Annotated in this window: 15 protein-coding genes; 13 read left to right on the forward strand and 2 right to left on the reverse strand. The window is 70.4% G+C overall.

Features of this window, described 5'->3' with window-relative positions; all coding sequences use genetic code 11:
- On the forward strand, nt 1-1,077 hold a 1,077-nt coding region (locus J0695_RS30775), incomplete at its 5' end, for a cysteine desulfurase family protein (protein ID WP_206967582.1).
- On the opposite strand, the gene J0695_RS30780 is transcribed toward J0695_RS30775, so the two are convergent.
- Nucleotides 1,074-1,775 carry an N-acetylmuramoyl-L-alanine amidase gene (locus J0695_RS30780; protein WP_206967584.1) on the reverse strand — a complete coding sequence of 234 codons (702 nt, stop codon included), beginning with the start codon at nt 1,773-1,775 and terminating at the stop codon, nt 1,074-1,076. The genes J0695_RS30775 and J0695_RS30780 overlap by 4 nt on opposite strands.
- A gap of 61 nt (nt 1,776-1,836) precedes the next feature.
- Here J0695_RS30780 and mnmA point away from each other — a divergent pair, with 61 nt between their 5' ends.
- The gene (mnmA, locus tag J0695_RS30785; RefSeq protein ID WP_206967585.1) at nt 1,837-2,988 is read left to right on the forward strand and encodes a tRNA 2-thiouridine(34) synthase MnmA; all 1,152 of its coding nucleotides are present in this window, start codon (nt 1,837-1,839) and stop codon (nt 2,986-2,988) included.
- On the opposite strand, the gene J0695_RS30790 is transcribed toward mnmA, so the two are convergent.
- Nucleotides 2,967-3,290 carry a DUF427 domain-containing protein gene (locus tag J0695_RS30790; protein WP_206967587.1) on the reverse strand — a complete coding sequence of 108 codons (324 nt, stop codon included), beginning with the start codon at nt 3,288-3,290 and terminating at the stop codon, nt 2,967-2,969. The two genes, mnmA and J0695_RS30790, sit on opposite strands and share 22 nt — an antisense overlap.
- Nucleotides 3,291-3,340: 50 nt before the next feature.
- Between J0695_RS30790 and J0695_RS30795 the strand changes: the two genes are divergently transcribed.
- From J0695_RS30795 to J0695_RS30845, 11 genes are all read left to right on the forward strand, one after another.
- Entirely contained in the window at nt 3,341-3,880 is a 540-nt protein-coding gene (locus J0695_RS30795) for an LOG family protein (protein WP_206967589.1), read from the forward strand.
- 16 nt (nt 3,881-3,896) lie between these two features.
- On the forward strand, nt 3,897-4,586 hold the full coding sequence (locus J0695_RS30800; RefSeq protein ID WP_206967591.1) for an SDR family oxidoreductase: 690 nt from the start codon (nt 3,897-3,899) through the stop codon (nt 4,584-4,586).
- Complete coding sequence (locus J0695_RS30805; protein WP_206967592.1) at nt 4,583-5,578, forward strand: methionine synthase; 996 nt, start codon at nt 4,583-4,585, stop codon at nt 5,576-5,578. The genes J0695_RS30800 and J0695_RS30805 overlap by 4 nt, the downstream gene beginning before the upstream one ends.
- Before the next feature lie 27 nt (nt 5,579-5,605).
- Complete coding sequence (ligA, locus tag J0695_RS30810; protein ID WP_206967594.1) at nt 5,606-7,792, forward strand: NAD-dependent DNA ligase LigA; 2,187 nt, start codon at nt 5,606-5,608, stop codon at nt 7,790-7,792.
- Nucleotides 7,793-8,023: 231 nt separating this feature from the next.
- Nucleotides 8,024-10,132 (forward strand): putative bifunctional diguanylate cyclase/phosphodiesterase, encoded by a 2,109-nt coding sequence (locus J0695_RS30815; RefSeq protein ID WP_206967596.1) that lies wholly within the window; start codon nt 8,024-8,026, stop codon nt 10,130-10,132.
- A 99-nt stretch (nt 10,133-10,231) separates the two neighbouring features.
- A complete protein-coding gene (gene gatC / locus J0695_RS30820; protein WP_206967598.1) occupies nt 10,232-10,528 on the forward strand; it encodes an Asp-tRNA(Asn)/Glu-tRNA(Gln) amidotransferase subunit GatC in 297 nt (98 codons plus the stop codon).
- A gap of 6 nt (nt 10,529-10,534) precedes the next feature.
- Nucleotides 10,535-12,037: an Asp-tRNA(Asn)/Glu-tRNA(Gln) amidotransferase subunit GatA gene (gene gatA, locus J0695_RS30825; protein WP_206967600.1), complete on the forward strand. Its 1,503-nt coding sequence runs from the start codon at nt 10,535-10,537 to the stop codon at nt 12,035-12,037.
- Nucleotides 12,034-12,279: a hypothetical protein gene (locus J0695_RS30830; RefSeq protein WP_206967602.1), complete on the forward strand. Its 246-nt coding sequence runs from the start codon at nt 12,034-12,036 to the stop codon at nt 12,277-12,279. Before gatA ends, J0695_RS30830 begins: the two co-directional genes overlap by 4 nt.
- Before the next feature lie 15 nt (nt 12,280-12,294).
- A complete protein-coding gene (gene gatB / locus J0695_RS30835) occupies nt 12,295-13,806 on the forward strand; it encodes an Asp-tRNA(Asn)/Glu-tRNA(Gln) amidotransferase subunit GatB (RefSeq protein WP_206967604.1) in 1,512 nt (503 codons plus the stop codon).
- Nucleotides 13,807-14,059: 253 nt separating this feature from the next.
- On the forward strand, nt 14,060-15,889 hold the full coding sequence (locus J0695_RS30840) for an ABC transporter ATP-binding protein (protein WP_206967606.1): 1,830 nt from the start codon (nt 14,060-14,062) through the stop codon (nt 15,887-15,889).
- A 126-nt stretch (nt 15,890-16,015) separates the two neighbouring features.
- Complete coding sequence (locus J0695_RS30845; protein WP_242553407.1) at nt 16,016-17,266, forward strand: SLC13 family permease; 1,251 nt, start codon at nt 16,016-16,018, stop codon at nt 17,264-17,266.
- Nucleotides 17,267-17,520: the final 254 nt, after the last annotated feature.

Raw genomic sequence — 17,520 nt, forward strand, 5'->3', positions numbered from 1 at the left:
GCCTCCTCGCTGCACGCCGCCGGACGCCGGGCTCGGCGTGCCGTCGAGGAGGCCCGCGAGACCCTCGCCGAAGCGCTCGGCGCACGCCCCAGCGAGCTGGTCTTCACCGCGGGCGGCACGGAGTCCGACAACCTCGCGGTCAAGGGCCTGTACTGGTCCCGGCGCGACGCCGACCCGCACCGTACCCGCATCCTGACCAGCCCCGTCGAACACCACGCGGTCCTCGACGCGGTGCACTGGCTGGCCGAGCACGAGGGCGCGACGGTCGAGTACCTCCCGGTCGACTCCTACGGCCGCGTCCATCCGGAATCGCTCCGTACGGCAGTCGGGAGCGACCCCTCCGACGTGGCGCTGATCAGCGTGATGTGGGCCAACAACGAGATCGGCACCATCATGTCGATCCGTGAACTGGCCGATGTCGCACGGGAGTTCGAGATCCCGATGCACTCCGACGCGGTCCAGGCCTTCGGCCAGACCGAGCTGGACTTCGCCGCCTCCGGACTCGCCGCGATGACCGTGTCAGGACACAAGATCGGCGGCCCGTACGGCATCGGAGCGCTGCTCCTGGGCCGCGACCAGACCCCCGTCCCTGTCCTGCACGGCGGCGGCCAGGAGCGGCACGTACGCTCCGGGACGCTCGACGTCCCGGCGATCGCCGCCTTCGCGGTCGCGGGAAAGCTGGCCGCCGAGCGGCGCGAGAGTTACGCCCGTGAGATCGGCGCCCTGCGTGACGAGCTGATCGCGGCCGTGCGCTCCGCCGTCCCCGAGGCGGTGCTCGGCGGCGACCCGGACGACCGTCTCCCCGCCAACGCCCACTTCAGCTTCCCCGGCTGCGAGGGCGACTCCCTGCTCCTGCTGCTCGACGCGGCGGGCATCGCCTGCTCGACGGGGTCGGCCTGTACGGCGGGGGTCGCGCAGCCCAGTCACGTACTCCTGGCGACCGGCACGGACCCGGACCTGGCGCGCGGCACCCTGCGCTTCACGCTCGGCCACACCTCCACCAAAGAGGACGTGGCGGCGGTCGCGGAGGCGATCGGCCCGGCGGTGGAGCGGGCGCGGACGGCCGGGCTCAGCTAGGAACGCACGGGCCGCACGGCGCGTGCGGCCCGCACCAGCTTCATGTACCGGTCCCAGTCCCAGTGCGGGCCGGGATCGGTGTGGTCCGCTCCCGGCACCTCCACGTGCCCGATGACATGGTCGCGGTCCACCGGTATCCCATAGCGCCGGCAGATCCCGGCCGTCAGCCGGGCCGAGGCCGCGTACATCGGGGCCGTGAACGACGACTTCCGGTCCACGAACCCCTCGTGCTCGATGCCGACGCTGCGCTCGTTGTAGTCGCGGTTGCCCGCGTGGAAGGCGACGTCCAGCTCGCGCACCGTCTGCGCCACCAGCCCGTCCTTGCGGACGACATAGTGCGCGGCCGCTCCGTGCGACGGGTCCTGGAAGACCTTCAGTGCCGATGCGTAGCCGCCCTGCACGACATGGATGACGACCCGGTCGACCCGGTAGTCGTCCGGCCGGTCGGCCCGCCGGTAGTTCGCCGGCGAGGCTGCCGCCCACCGGGCGCCCGCGAAATCGACGTCTCCCTCCGTGCGCGGCTTCTCGACGCCCGGCAGCCGCCACCAGATGTGCGCGAGCTCGCCCCTGGCCAGCACCCCGGCTCCGACCGCTGTGCCCAGGCCGCCGAGCAGCAGCGCCCGCCGTCCGATGCGCCGGTCCGCGTCCTTGCCCGTACCGCTGCCGGTACCGCTGCCCGTACCGCTCGTACTCCCCATGTGATCGACAACGCATACTCACGAGCTTCCGGTTCCCGCTTGCCCGTACCCTGGTAGGGCTATGACTCAGACACCCCAGCGCTCCCGCCCCCGTCCCCTCCGGGTACTGGCCGCCATGTCCGGCGGCGTGGACTCCGCCGTCGCCGCCGCCCGTGCCGCCGAGGCCGGGCACGACGTGACCGGTGTGCACCTGGCGCTCTCCGCCAACCCGCAGTCCTTCCGTACGGGAGCACGCGGCTGCTGCACCATCGAGGACTCGCGCGACGCCCGCAGGGCGGCCGACGTCATCGGCATCCCCTTCTACGTCTGGGACCTCGCCGAGCGCTTCCGTGAGGACGTCGTCGAGGACTTCGTCGCGGAGTACGAGGCCGGGCGCACCCCCAACCCCTGTCTGCGCTGCAACGAGAAGATCAAGTTCGCGGCGCTGCTCGACAAGGCCCTCGCGCTGGGCTTCGACGCGGTCTGCACCGGCCACTACGCCACGGTCGTCGTGAACGAGGACGGCTCGCGTGAGATGCACCGGGCGTCCGACATGGCCAAGGACCAGAGTTACGTCCTGGGCGTGCTCGACGAGCGCCAGCTCGCGCACGCCATGTTCCCGCTCGGGGACACCCTCACCACCAAGGACGAGATCCGCGCCGAGGCCGAGCGCCGCAACCTGGCCGTCGCCAAGAAGCCCGACAGCCACGACATCTGCTTCATCGCGGACGGCGACACCCAGGGCTTCCTCGCCGACCGCCTCGGCGGCAAGGCCGAGGGCGACATCCTCGACGAGACGGGGACGAAGCTCGGCAGCCACGACGGCGCCTTCGGCTTCACCATCGGCCAGCGCAAGGGTCTGCGGATCGGCCACCCGGCCGCCGACGGCAAGCCGCGCTACGTCCTGGACATCTCACCGGTGAACAACACGGTGACGGTCGGCCCTGTCGAGGCCCTGGACGTCACCGCACTGACCGCGATCAGGCCCCGCTGGTGCGGAAACGCCCCGGTGGGCCCGGGTACGTACACCGCACAGTTGCGCGCCCACGGCGGCGAGACCACCGTGAGCGCGGAGCTCGTCGGCGACGAGCTGCAGGTGCGGTTCGACGAGGCGGTACGGGGCGTGGCGCCCGGCCAGGCGATCGTGCTCTACGACGGCACCAGGGTCGTCGGGTCGGCGACGATCGCCACGACCGAACGCGTCTCCGCGGGTCAGACGACCTCGGTGTCGTAGAAGCAGAAGTGGTCCTTGATCAGGGCCACTTCGTCTTTCGGCTCCGGGTACGCCCAGACCAGGTCGGCCGCCTCCGGGAGCGACCAGTAGGAGGCGTCGCCCTTGAAGGGGCAGTGGGTGTGGGTCTCCGAAGGGGTCAGCAGGTCGGTGCGTACGTCCTCCGGCGGGAGGTAGTAGCGCACCGGACAGCCCGTCTCGCGCAGGACGAGGGGGCGGCTGCTCTCGGCGAGCACCTGCCCTTCCCGTACGACCCTGACGTGCTCGGTGCCCTCTTCGACGGTGATGCGGTGTCCAGTCGTCATGCCTCCTTCAGCGCGCGGGGGCGGCCACTTCTTCCCCTTACGGTGGACGTATGGATATCTGCGTCTTTCTCTCCGCCGCCGACCTCGACGAGCGCTACACCCGGCCCGCCCGCGAATTCGCCGAACTGATCGGCAAGGGCGGCCACACGCTGGTCTGGGGCGGGTCCGAGAGCGGGCTGATGAAGGTCGTCGCCGACGGGGTGCAGGAATCGGGCGGGCGGCTGGTGGGCGTGTCCGTGGACTTCCTGGCCGACAGGGCGCGTACGAACGCCGACGAGATGGTGATCGCCAAGGATCTCGCCGAGCGGAAGGCGCTGCTGCTCGCCAAGTCGGACGCGGTCGTGATCATGGTGGGCGGGACCGGGACGCTGGACGAGGCGACCGAGATCCTGGAACTGAAGAAGCACGGAAAGACCACCAAGCCGGTGGTGCTGCTGAACACGGCGGGCTTCTACGACGGTCTCAAGCAGCAGTTCCAGCGGATGGAGGACGAGGGATTCCTGCCGGTTCCGCTGACTGACCTGGTGTTCTTCGCGGCGGACGGGGTGGCCGCGCTGGCCTACCTGGAGGAGAGTGCGGGCGTCCAGTAGTGCGAGCATGTCTCGTATGGCAACACATGTGATCACTGGTGCAGGTTCCGGCATCGGCGCGGCCGTCGCGCGCCGCCTTCAGGAGCGCGGCGACGACATCGTCCTGGTGGCGCGGGACCGCGGACGCGCCAGGCAGCTGGAGGAGCAGTACCCGGGGGCCGGTTCGATGGTCGCCGACCTCGCGGACCCCGAGCGCATCTCCAAGTCGTTCGGCATGCAGGCCATGCCCGAGCAGGTCGACTCGGTGCTGCACATCGCGGGCGTCGTCGACCTCGGTCCCGTCGCCGAACTGCGGGCCGGGACCTGGCTCCAGCAGCTCAAGGCCAATCTCGTCTCGCCGGCCGAGCTGACCAGGCTCTTCCTTCCCCAGCTCCGCGTGGCCCACGGGCACGTGGTCTTCGTCAACTCGGGCGCAGGGCTCAACGCCCACGCCCAGTGGGGTGCTTACGCCGCCTCCAAGCACGGCCTGAAGGCCCTGGCCGACTCGCTGCGCGAGGAGGAGCACGAGAACGGGGTGCGCGTGACCTCCGTCTACCCGGGGCGCACCGCCAGCCCCATGCAGGCCAAGGTGCACTCGCAGGAGGGCAAGACGTACGACGCCGCGCAGTGGATCGACCCCGAGTCGGTGGCGACGACGATCGTCATGGCGCTCGACCTGCCGCGCGACGCCGAGGTCAACGACCTGACGGTGCGGCCCGGTCGATGAGCGAATTCGTATGGGGGCCTGCCACCGGCATCGGTTCGATGCCCGGCGACGACGCACGCGAGACCGCGAAGACCGTCGTGGGGTCCTTCGAGGACTTCCCGTATCTGGCCGAACTGCCGGCGCGCGGACCCGGCGGCGACATGCTCGGCCGCACCATCGGGATGCTCGTGGAGATGTACGCCCACGTGGAGCCCAGCGGCTGGCGCGTCAGCGACCGCCCCGGGCGCGAGACCCGGCGCGCACAGTCCTGGCTCGGTGAGGACCTGGACGCGCTGGAGGAGTTCACCCAGGGGTACGAAGGGCCGCTGAAGATCCAGGCGGTGGGGCCGTGGACGCTGGCCGCCGGCCTCGAACTGCGCGGCGGGGAGCTGGCGCTCGGGGATCTGGGCGCCCGACGCGACCTCGCGGGGTCGCTGGCCGAGGGGCTGCGGACGCACCTCGCGGAGGTACGGCGGCGGGTGCCGGGCGCGCAGGTGGTGCTGCAGCTGGACGAGCCCTCGCTCATCGCCGTGCTGCGCGGGCAGATCAGGACCGCGAGCGGCTACCGGACCCACCGGGCCGTGGACCGGCAGGCCGTGGAGAGCACGCTGCGCGAGGTGATGGGTGTGACGGACGGGCCTGTCGTGGTCCATTCCTGCGCGCCCGACGTGCCGTTCGCGCTGTTGCGGCGGGCCGGCGCGGCAGGCATCTCGTTCGATTTCTCGCTGCTCACCGAGCGTGACGAGGAGGCGATCGGGGAGGCCGTCGAGGGTGGTACCCGGCTCTTCGCCGGTGTCGTGCCCGGCACGGACGGTCCATTGTCAGACCCTGCCGGTAGCGTCATGGGTGTCAGGACGTTGTGGCGCAGGCTGGGGCTGAATCCGGGGACTCTCGCGGAGTCGTTGGTGATCACCCCGTCGTGCGGGCTGGCGGGGGCTTCCCCCGCGTATGCGCGCGCGGCGCTCGCGTACTGCGCCCGGGCGGCGAGGTCGCTCGCGGACAACCCTGAGTAACCGACGCGGTAACGGGAGGACTTGACGGTGGCTGTCGAACAGAACGCAGCGGTGCCCGCGGAGGCACGGGAGCAGCACGCGCTCCTCGCCGAGCAGATCGAGGGGCACCGCTTCCGGTACTACGTCCGGGACCAGCCGGTCGTCAGCGACGCCGACTTCGATGTGCTGCTGCGCTCACTGGAGGCCCTGGAGGAGGAGTACCCGGAGCTGCGTACCCCGGACTCCCCGACGCAGAAGGTCGCCGGGGACTACGAGACGGAGTTCACCAAGGTCGAGCACCGCGAGCGGCTGCTCTCCCTGGACAACGCCTTCGACGACGAGGAGCTCGCGGCCTGGCACGAGCGCGTCGTCCGGGACGCGGGAACCGCCGCCTACCACTACCTGTGCGAGCTGAAGGTCGACGGCCTCGCGGTCAACCTGACGTACGAGAACGGCCGGCTGACCCGCGCGGCCACCCGGGGCGACGGCCGCGTCGGCGAGGACATCACGGCCAACGTCCGCACGATCGCCGACATCCCCTACCGGCTGGAGGGCGACCGGATCCCCGCGCTGGTGGAGATCCGCGGCGAGGTCTACTTCCCGATGGAGGCCTTCGAGGAGCTGAACGCCCGCCTGGTGGAGGCCGGGGACAAGCCGTTCGCCAACCCGCGGAACGCGGCTGCCGGCTCGCTGCGCCAGAAGGACCCCAAGGTCACCGCGACCCGCCCGCTGCACATGGTGGTGCACGGCATCGGCGCACGCGAGGGCTTCGACATCGACTGCCTGTCGCACGCGTACGAGCTGCTGCACGAGTGGGGGCTGCCCACCGCCACCCAGAACAGAGTGGTCGACTCACTCGACGGGGTCCGGGAGTTCATCTCGTACATCGGGGAGAACCGCCACTCGGTGGTGGAGCACGAGATCGACGGCGTGGTCGTCAAGCTCGACGAGATCCCGCTGCAGGGGCGGCTCGGCTCCACCTCGCGGGCGCCGCGCTGGGCGATCGCCTGGAAGTTCGCGCCGGAGGAGGTCAACACCAAGCTGCTCAACATCCGCGTGGGGGTGGGCCGCACCGGGCGTGTGACGCCGTACGCGCAGGTCGATCCGGTGACGGTGGCGGGCTCCGAGGTCGAGTTCGCGACCCTGCACAACCAGGAGGTCGTCAAGGCCAAGGGGGTGCTCATCGGGGACACGGTGGTGCTGAGGAAGGCCGGGGACGTCATCCCGGAGATCCTCGGCCCGGTCGCCGATCTGCGCGACGGCAGCGAGCGGGAGTTCGTGATGCCCGTCGAGTGCCCCGAGTGCGGTACGGCGCTGCGGCCGATGAAGGAGGGCGACATCGACCTCCGCTGCCCCAACGCCCACTCCTGCCCCGCCCAGTTGAGGGAGCGGCTGTTCTATCTGGCCGGCCGCAAGTCCCTGGACATCGAGAACTTCGGGTACGTCTCGGCCGCCGCGCTGACCAGGCCGCTGGAGCCCGCCGAACCGGTCCTCGCCGACGAGGGCGACCTCTTCGACCTCACCATCGAACAGCTGCTGCCCATCAAGGCGTACGTCCTCGATCAGGACAGCGGACTGCCCAAGCGCGATCCGAAGACCGGCGAGGAGAAGGTCGTCACGATCTTCGCCAACCAGCAGGGCGAGCCCCGGAAGAACGCCCTCTCGATGCTGGAGAACATCGCCGCCGCCAAGGAACGTCCGCTGGCCCGCATCATCACCGGGCTCTCGATCCGCCATGTGGGACCGGTCGCGGCCGAAGCCCTCGCCCGTGAGTTCCGCTCCCTGGAGCGGATCGAGGAGGCGACGGAGGAGGAGCTCGCCGCCGTCGAGGGCGTCGGGCCGACCATCGCCGCCTCGCTCAAGCAGTGGTTCGAAGAGGACTGGCACCGCGAGATCCTGCGCAAGTGGCGGGCCGCCGGAGTCCGTATGGAGGAAGAGGGCGGCGACGAGGACCAGGGACCGCGCCCGCTCGAAGGGCTCACCGTTGTGGTCACCGGCACGCTGGAGCGCCACACACGAGATGGCGCGAAAGAAGCGCTCCAGAGCCTCGGAGCGAAGGTGACCGGTTCCGTTTCGAAGAAGACGGCCTTCGTGGTGGTGGGGGACAGCCCCGGTTCGAAGTACGACAAGGCGGTCCAGTTGAAGGTCCCCGTCCTGGACGAGGACGGCTTCGCAGTCCTGCTGGCACAGGGTCCCGACGCGGCCCGTGAGGCTGCTGTGGTGACGGAGGAGTAGCCGCTCCGCCCCGGACCCGGGCCACCCGTTCGGCGCATAGCAGACCCTTACGGGTGGCTGGGTCTCATTCGGGCAAGACCTGTAGAGCAGTGCCCGTCAGAGCCTTCTGCGGCCTACTGTTGAAAAGCGCACCTGTCGTGCACGGCTGAGTGGTGAGATTCAGGTCGTGATGCCATGACAACGGGCCATCCGCGTGGCATGGGCACTGCCGGCTGTGAGGTAGGGACGGGAATGAAACCGACCGAGAGCGCCGATCAGGACTCACGGCTGCGCGGTTCAGGACTGTCCCCTGCCATCGTGGCGCTCGCCGTGGTGGTGCTGGGGATTGGGTTCTTCCTGGCCGTACGGGACGGCCGTGCGCTGTTCCCCGACTCCACCACCGGCTGGGCGCTGGCCGTGCTCACCGGCATCATCGTGGGTCATCTGGTCGCGCTGGGCCGCGACCGCTGGTGGGGCGGGACCGGATCGGGGGCCGCGCTGACCCTGGCCGTGCTGCTCCTCTACGGCTGGCTGCCGGCCGCGCTGGTCTCCCTGGCCGTCGTCGTCCTGGCCGGAGCTGCCCGGCGCAATCGCTGGCGACAGGGGCTGGTGCACGGCTCGGTGGACATCCTCGGCATCGGCGCGGGAGCACTGGTGCTGGCCGCGTTCGGGGACGTACCGACGGTGGAGAAGCCCTGGGTGCCCTCCGAGTGGGACATCGGTTCCACCCCCGAGGTCGTGCTCGTCGCGCTCGCCTACCTCGGAGTGACCCGGGTGGTCCTCTGGTACGCGATGGCGCCACGCGGCGGCGGGCTGCCGACCATCGCCCGCACCGCACTGCTGCGGCAGGGCCTGGTGGCGGCCGCGCTCCTGGGCATCGCCCCGCTGATCTGCGTGGTCGCGATGTCCGTTCCCGTACTGCTGCCGCTCTTCGCCGTACCGCTGATCGCGCTGGACTCCACGCTCTGGATCGCCAGGGCCAGGGCGGAGGAGCAGTTGCGCGATCCGCTCACCGGACTGCCCAACCGCCAGTGGCTGTTGGAGCGGACCTGGTCGGCGCTGGAGGAGGCGGAGAACCTCGGTGCGAGATCAGCACTGGTCCTGATCGACCTGGACCGGTTCCGGTCGGTCAACGACACCCTGGGCCATCTCGCGGGCGACCGGCTGCTGTTGCAGATCGCGGACCGGCTGAGGCTGGCGCTGCCGCGCGGGGCGGAGGCCGCGCGGCTCGGCGGAGACGAGTTCGCGGTCCTGCTGCCGGTGGCCGACTCGGCGACCAGCGCGATACAGATCGCGCGCCGGCTGGTCGCCGAACTGGGTTCCCCGCTCGATCTGGACGGCCTGACGCTGGTGCTCGAGGCGAGCGCCGGCGTCGCTGTCTTCCCTGACCACGCGCTGGACGCGGAGGGACTGCTGCGGCGGGCCGACGTGGCGATGTACCAGGCCAAGCGGGACCGCACGGGCGTCGAGGCATACGAGTCCAAGCGCGACTCCAACACCCCCGACCGGCTCGGCCTGCTGGGCGATCTGCGCCGGGCGCTCGACGCGGGCGACGTGGAGCTGCATTACCAGCCCAAGGTGCGGTTCGACGGACAGGTCGCGGGACTCGAAGCGCTGGTGCGGTGGGTGCACCCGGAGCGCGGGCGGGTCCCCCCGGACGAGTTCATCGCGATCGCCGAGTCGTCGGGGCTCATGCCGCACCTGACGGAGTACGTACTGGAGACGGCGCTCGCGCAGGTCGCCAGATGGCGCGCCCAGGGCCTGAAGGTGCCGGTGGCGGTGAACGTGTCGCCGAGGGACGTCCACACCCCGGGCTTCGCGGGCGCGGTGGCGGCACGGCTGGCACGGCATGGTGTCCCGGCCGGCGCGCTGCAGCTCGAGATAACGGAACACGTACTCCTGGAGGACCCGCAGCGGGCGGCGGACACGCTCGCCGCGCTGACGGCCCACGGAGTGAAGATGTCGCTGGACGACTTCGGCACGGGCTACTCGTCCCTGGTCCATCTGCGCCGCCTCCCGGTGAGCGAGCTGAAGATCGACCGCTCCTTCGTGGCCCGCCTCGCCATCGACAACGAGGACGCGGAGATCGTCCGCTGCACGGTGGACCTGGCCCACTCGCTCGGCCTGGTGGTGGTCGCCGAGGGCGTCGAGGACGACGAGACCTGGGAGCGCCTGCGGGACCTGGGCTGCGACGCGGTGCAGGGCTGGCTGGTGGCCGCCGCGATGCCGCCGGACGAGGCCACGGCCTGGCTCCTGGCCCGGGGCTCCCGCGGCTGGCAGCGCCCGGCGGAGCTGGCGGCGGCGGCAGCGGCAGCGGCCGAGCTGGAAGCGGACCCGGCGTCCGGCCAGACGGTGAAGTAGGGGCCCGCAGGACCGGCCGCGGGGAAACGGATTCGGGGCTGGGGCCCGCGCCCCATAGGATTGCCCCAACACCGTCACACGCACCCCGTGAGGATCCGCATGCCTGGCATCACGCGCGAGGAGGTCGCCCACCTCGCCCGGCTGGCACGTCTGGAGCTGAAGGCAGAAGAGCTCGACCACTTCGCCGGACAGCTCGACGACATTCTCGGCGCGGTCGCCCGCGTATCCGAGGTCGCCGACCAAGACGTACCGCCGACCTCCCATCCGCTGCCGCTGACGAACGTCATGCGCAAGGACGAGGTCCGCCCCTCGCTCACCCCGGAGCAGGCCCTCTCCGGCGCCCCCGCCCAGGAGCAGCAGCGATTCAAGGTGCCGCAGATCCTGGGGGAGGACTAAACACCCATGACGGACCACATCAGCATCATCAAGCTCACCGCAGCCGAGATCGCCTCGAAGATCGCTTCGGGCGAGCTCACGGCGGTCGAGGTCACCGAGGCCCACCTGGCCCGGATCGACGCGATCGACGAGAAGGTCCACGCCTTCCTGCATGTCGACCGTGAGGGCGCGCTCGCGCAGGCCCGCGCCGTCGACGCCAAGAAGGCCAACGGCGAGAAGCTGGGCCCCCTCGCGGGCGTCCCCCTCGCGCTGAAGGACATCTTCACCACCAAGGGCATCCCGACCACCGTGGGTTCCAAGATCCTCGAAGGCTGGATCCCGCCGTACGACGCGACGGTCACCAAGCGCCTCAAGGCCGCGGACGTCGTCATCCTCGGCAAGACCAACATGGACGAGTTCGCCATGGGGTCCTCGACGGAGAACAGCGCGTACGGCCCGACCGGCAACCCCTGGGACCTGACCAAGATCCCCGGCGGCTCCGGCGGCGGCTCCAGCGCGGCCCTCGCCTCGTACGAGGCCCCGCTCGCCATCGGCACGGACACCGGCGGTTCCATTCGCCAGCCCGCCGCCGTCACCGGCACGGTCGGCGTCAAGCCGACCTACGGCGGGGTCTCCCGCTACGGCATGGTCGCCTTCTCCTCCTCCCTCGACCAGGGCGGTCCCTGCGCCCGTACGGTCCTGGACGCGGCCCTCCTCCACGAGGTCATCGCCGGCCACGACCCGCTCGACTCGACCTCCATCGACGCCCCGGTCCCGCCGGTCGTCGAGGCCGCCCGTAACGGCTCGGTCGAGGGCATGCGCGTCGGCGTCGTCAAGCAGTTCCGCGGCGAGGGTTACCAGGCGGGCGTGCTCCAGCGCTTCGACGAGTCGGTGGAGCTCCTCAAGGAGCTCGGCGCGACCATCGTCGAACTGGACTGCCCCTCCTTCGACCTCGGGCTCTCCGCGTACTACCTGATCGCCCCCTCCGAGTGCTCCTCCAACCTGGCCCGCTTCGACGCCATGCGCTACGGCCTGCGCGTCGGCGACGACGGTACGAAGTCCGCCGAGGACGTCACCGCCCTGACCCGCGAGGCCGGTTTCGGCGACGAGGTCAAGCGCCGCATCATCCTCGGTACGTACGCGCTGAGCTCCGGCTACTACGACGCGTACTACGGCTCGGCCCAGAAGGTCCGCACCCTCATCACGCAGGACTTCGAGAAGGCCTTCGAGCAGGTCGACGTGATCGTCTCGCCGACCACGCCCACCACCGCCTTCCCGATCGGCGAGCGCGCGGACGACCCGATGGCGATGTACCTCGCCGACCTGTGCACCATTCCGACGAACCTGGCCGGCAACTCCGCCATGTCGCTTCCCTGCGGCCTGGCTCCGGAGGACGGTATGCCGGTCGGCCTGCAGATCATCGCTCCGGCCATGAAGGACGACCGGCTGTACAAGGTCGGCGCCGCGGTCGAGGCCGCGTACAACGCCCGCTGGGGACACCCGCTGCTCGAGGAGGCTCCGTCGCTGTGAGTGATAGCAAGCTGGAGAAGGCCAAGGGTTTCAAGCACTCCAAGCCCGGCCTGTACCTGTCCATCGGCACCACCCTGTTCGGCGCGCTGAGCGTCTCGAAGCAGGTGAGGAGGGCACGCGGTGAGAGCGACAAGCTGCTCCTCGTCGACGCCGTGATCTCCGCCGCCGCCGTCGCCACGGGCGTCGCTCTGCTCCTGCGTGAGCTGAAGCGTCTCGGCGACGACGACGTACTGCTGGGCTGAGAGGGAAGTTTCACCGTGACAACCACGACTGAACTGGTGGCGTACGAGGAAGCCCTCGCTACGTACGACCCCGTCATGGGCCTGGAGGTCCATGTCGAGCTCGGCACCAGGACCAAGATGTTCTGCGGGTGCTCCACGGAGCTGGGCGCCGAGCCCAACTCGCAGACCTGCCCGACCTGTCTCGGACTGCCCGGCGCGCTGCCGGTTGTCAACGAGATCGGCATCGAGTCGGCCATCAAGATCGGCCTCGCGCTCAACTGCGAGATCGCCGAATGGTGCCGTTTCGCCCGGAAGAACTACTTCTATCCGGACATGCCGAAGAACTTCCAGACCTCGCAGTACGACGAGCCGATCGCCTTCAACGGCTATCTGGACGTCCAGCTGGAGGACGGCGAGATCTTCCGGGTGCAGATCGAGCGCGCCCACATGGAGGAGGACACCGGCAAGTCGCTGCACGTCGGCGGCGCGACGGGCCGTATCCACGGCGCCTCGCACTCCCTCCTGGACTACAACCGGGCCGGCATCCCGCTCATCGAGATCGTCACCAAGCCGATCGAGGGCGCGGGGGAGCGTGCTCCCGAGGTCGCGAAGGCGTACGTCGCCGAGCTGCGCGAGCTCATCAAGGCGCTCGATGTCTCAGAGGCCCGGATGGACAAGGGCCAGATGCGCTGCGACGTGAACCTGTCGCTGCGTCCGTACGGCCGCGAGATGTTCGGTACGCGCTCGGAGACGAAGAACGTCAACTCGCTGCGCTCCGTGGAGCGTGCGGCGCGCTTCGAGATCCAGCGCCACGCGGCGGTGCTCAACTCCGGCGGCACGATCCTCCAGGAGACCAGGCACTTCCACGAGGAGGACGGCTCCACGACGTCGGGCCGTATCAAGGACAACGCCGAGGACTACCGCTACTTCCCCGAGCCCGACCTCGTGCCGGTCGCCCCGGCCCGTGCCTGGGTCGAGGAGCTGCGCGGCGGTCTGCCCGAGCTCCCGCGCCTGCGCCGCAACCGGCTGCGCGAGGACTGGGGCGTCACCGAGGACGTCATGCAGACGATCCTGAACGCGGGCGCGGTCGACCCGATCGTCGCCACGATCGCGGAGGGCGCGGATGCCGCGTCGGCCCGTAAGTGGTGGATGGGCGAGCTGGCGCGCAACGCGAACGAGACCGGCCGCGCGCTGGACGAACTCCCGGTCACCCCGGCCCAGGTCGCGCGCATCGCGGCCCTGGTCGCGGCGGGAGACCTCAATGACAAGCTGGCGAAGCAGGTCATCGAGGGTGTCCTCGCGGGCGAGGGCACGCCGGACGAGATCGTGGAGAAGCGCGGCCTGAAGGTCGTCTCGGACGACGGCGCGCTCGGCGCGGCGGTCGACGAGGCCATCGCGGGCAACGCGGCGATCGCGGACAAGATCCGCGGTGGCAAGGTCGCCGCTGTGGGCGCGCTGGTCGGTGCGGTCATGAAGACCACGCGGGGCCAGGCGGACGCGGCGCGCGTCAAGGAGCTCATCCTGGAGCGGCTGGGCGTCGAGGGCTGACCCCACCGCATTCCGTTCCGTACGTACGCCGAGGGGCGTCGCACCGGCTTCAACCGGTGCGGCGCCCCTCGGCGTCGGCGTCCGCTGTGCTTTCCCGGGGGCGCCCCCCCGGACGCCCGGCAGTACAAGCACGCCAGTCGGGCTGAGCCCTGCGGAACCGGCGAGGCCAACCGGAACGAAAACGCTTGGACCGCGTGGTCGTCGGCACGGGACACTGTGAGGGCGGCGACCGTACGACAAGACGGGGGTGGGGATGGGATCGCCTGAATTACGCAAGGTTCCGCCGGGCAAAGGTGCGGTGCTGCTCGCACTGCGTTACTACGGGCGGGAGCTGGCCCGGCGCCGGTGGCTGACGGCGCCCGCGATGCTGCTGCCGGCGGTGGGCAACATCGGCATCAGCTACATCGCGCCGCTGATCGTCGCGAAGCTGGTGGGCCGGATCGCCGGCGACTCCGGTATCAGCATCGGCTCGACGCTGCCCTACGTCCTCGGCTTCGCCGGTGTCCTGCTGCTCGCGGAGGTGTTCTGGCGCATCGGCTTCCACTTCCTGAACCGTCTCGCCGCCCTCAGCATCGAGCGCCTGTACGTGATCGGCATGGACGAGCTCTTCGCCAAGGACGCCGCGTTCTTCCACGACAACTTCGCCGGGTCGCTGACCAAGCGGGTGCTGAGTTTCGCGTCCCGTTTCGAGGACCTCGTCGACACGCTGACGTTCTCGGTCGTGGGCAGCCTCGTGCCGCTGCTGTTCGGGTCGGTCGTGCTGTGGCACTACGAACCGCTGCTCGTGGTCGGGCTCTTGGGGATGATCGTCCTCACGGCCCTGTGCGTGGCGCCCCTCATCCGTCGCCGCCAGGCGCTCGTCAGCCAGCGCGAGGAGGCGATCGCCAGGGTGTCGGGCCATGTCGCCGACAGCCTGATGAACATGGACACGGTCCGGGCATTCGCCGCCGAGGAGCACGAGGCCGCCGAGCACCGGTCCCGTGTCGCCGCGTCGAGGCGGATCACCCTGAGGTCGTGGGACTACGGAAACCTGCGCATCGACACGCTGGTCGCGCCGTTGTCCGTGGCTACCAACGCACTGGGTCTGCTGCTCGCGGTCGCGCTCGTCGGAGGTGGACACGCCGGGGGCGGGCACGGCGTGGAGGCGGTCGTGGTCGCCTTCACGTACTACACCAATGCGACGCGGATCATGTTCGAGTTCAACCAGATCTACCGCCGGCTGGAGCGATCGATGACGGAGGCCGCGCAGTTCACCGAACTGCTGCTGCAGCCGCCGACCGTGCTCGACCCGCCGTCGCCGGAGCCGCTGCGGTCCAGGGCCGCCGATGTCCGCTTCGAGCAGGTGAACTTCGCCCACGCGGGCGCAAAGCCGCTCTTCGAGGGTCTTGACCTGGCCGTGCCCAGCGGGACGAGGATCGGTCTCGTCGGCCGGTCCGGCGGGGGCAAGACCACGCTCAGCCGGCTGCTGCTGCGGATGAACGACATCGACACCGGCCGCATCCTGATCGGGGGCCAGGACATCAGCAGGCTGCGCCAGGCCGATCTGCGCAGCATGATCGCGTACGTACCGCAGGATCCGGCGATGTTCCACCGCTCGCTGCGGGACAACATCGCGTTCGCCAGGCCGGATGCCTCGGACGCCGACATCCGCCGCGCGGCCGAGGCGGCGCACGTCACGGAGTTCGCCGACGCACTGCCGGACGGTTTCGGCACCATGGTGGGCGAGCGGGGTCTCAAGCTGTCGGGCGGGCAGCGCCAGCGGGTCGCTCTCGCCAGGGCGATCCTGCGCGACGCGCCGATCCTGCTGCTCGACGAGGCGACGAGCGCCCTGGACTCCGAGAGCGAGATCCTCGTCCAGGAGGCGCTGTGGCGGCTCATGGAGGGGCGGACGGCGCTCGTGGTGGCACACAGGCTCAGTACGGTCGCCACCATGGACCAGCTCATCGTCCTCGACCGGGGCAGGATCATCGAGCAGGGCACGCACCAGGAGCTGCTCGCATCGGACGGCGCCTACGCGAAGCTCTGGCAGCACCAGTCGGGCGGATTCCTCGACGACACCCCCGCGCAGGCCGACCTGCACTAGACCCTGTCCGGCACGGCGGGTCGGTACTCCTCCGGGCACCCTGGATACTTCTACGAGATGGGGCAACACGCCGTTACGGGCGCACCGTCCACGCCCCTTGTGTCCAGCCTTCTCCGGAGCCCCACCCTGAGTACCGTCCCCGCCGAGATCCTCTCCGTAGGCCTCCTGCTGGCCACGCTCGCCTTTGCCGTCGTACGGCCCAAGGGCTGGCCGGAAGCCGCCGCAGCCGTCCCCGCCGCCGCGCTCGTCGTCGCGCTCGGCGCGGTCGACCCCGCCGACGCCTGGGATCAGACCCGTACCCTGCTCCCCGTCATCGGCTTCCTCGCCGCCATCCTCGCGCTCTCGCAACTCTGCGCACAGGAAGGCCTGTTCACGGCCGCCGGTGACCTCGTCGCGCGGATCTGCGGGGGCCGGCCCACCGCGCTCCTCGGCGGTGTCTTCGCCGTCGCCGCGGTGATCACCGCCGTACTCAGCCTGGACGCCACCGTCGTCCTGCTCACCCCCGTCGTCTTCGCGACCGCCGCCCGCGTCGGGGCCCGGCCCCGGCCGCACGTCTACGCCTGCGCCCATCTCGCCAACTCGGCATCGCTCCTGCTCCCGGTCTCCAACCTGACCAACCTCCTCGCCCTCGCCGCCAGCGGTCTGTCCTTCACCCGGTTCGCCGCGCTCATGGCGCTGCCCTGGCTGGCCGCGATCGCCGTCGAGTACGCCGTGTTCCGCCGCTTCTTCGCCGCCGACCTGGCCGTGAGCGCCCACCCGCCGGAGCGGCAGGAGCGGACCGACGTCCCGGTCTTCACCCTCGTCGTCCTCGCGCTGACCCTGGCCGGTTTTGTCATCACCTCGTTCGCGGGCGCCGAGCCGCTCTGGGCCGCACTCGCCGGTACGGCGGTCCTCGCCGTGCGCGAGCTGCGCCGCAAGCGCACCTCGGTCACCGCCCTCGTCCGCTCCGCCAACCCGCTCTTCTGCCTCTTCGTGCTGGCCCTCGGCGTGGTCGTGAAGGCAGTTGTCGACAACGGGCTCGGCGACGGCATCGGGGCGGTCCTGCCGGACGGCGACTCGCTCCCGGCGCTTCTCGCGGTGGCCGCGGTGGCTGCCGTACTCGCGAACACGATCAACAATCTGCCGGCGATCCTGGCCCTGCTGCCGGTCGTCGCCCCGGCCGGTCCAGGACCCGTTCTGGCCGCGCTGATCGGCGTGAACATCGGTCCGAACCTCACCTATGTCGGCTCGCTCGCCACCCTCCTCTGGCGCCGCATCCTGCATCAGCACGGCACGGACGCCGAGCTCTCCGCGTTCACCCGGCTCGGTCTGCTGACCGTCCCCGCGGCCATCGCCGTGTCGACAGTGGCCCTGTGGGGCGCGCTCAACTTCATGTGATCCGTGTTCAGTTGGTGAACGCGAGGGATTGACGTGGCGCTGGTCTAGTCCTACTTTCTTCAATCACTCACAGGTTCACGTGAGGGGCCTCGGTTCATTCCTGTGAACTTGCAGGTCCACCCCCACATTGCGCTTTGACGCGCCCACGACAGGAGTACTCCTGTGTTCCGATCCTGTACGAGAGCCCTGGCCACGGTGTCGGCCGTACTCGCCATGGCAGCCGGCGCGGTGGTCACCACCTCCACCACCGCCCG

Origin of the sequence: Streptomyces beijiangensis, assembly GCF_017315755.1 — a bacterium.
Taxonomy (GTDB): Bacteria; Actinomycetota; Actinomycetes; order Streptomycetales; family Streptomycetaceae; genus Streptomyces; species Streptomyces beijiangensis.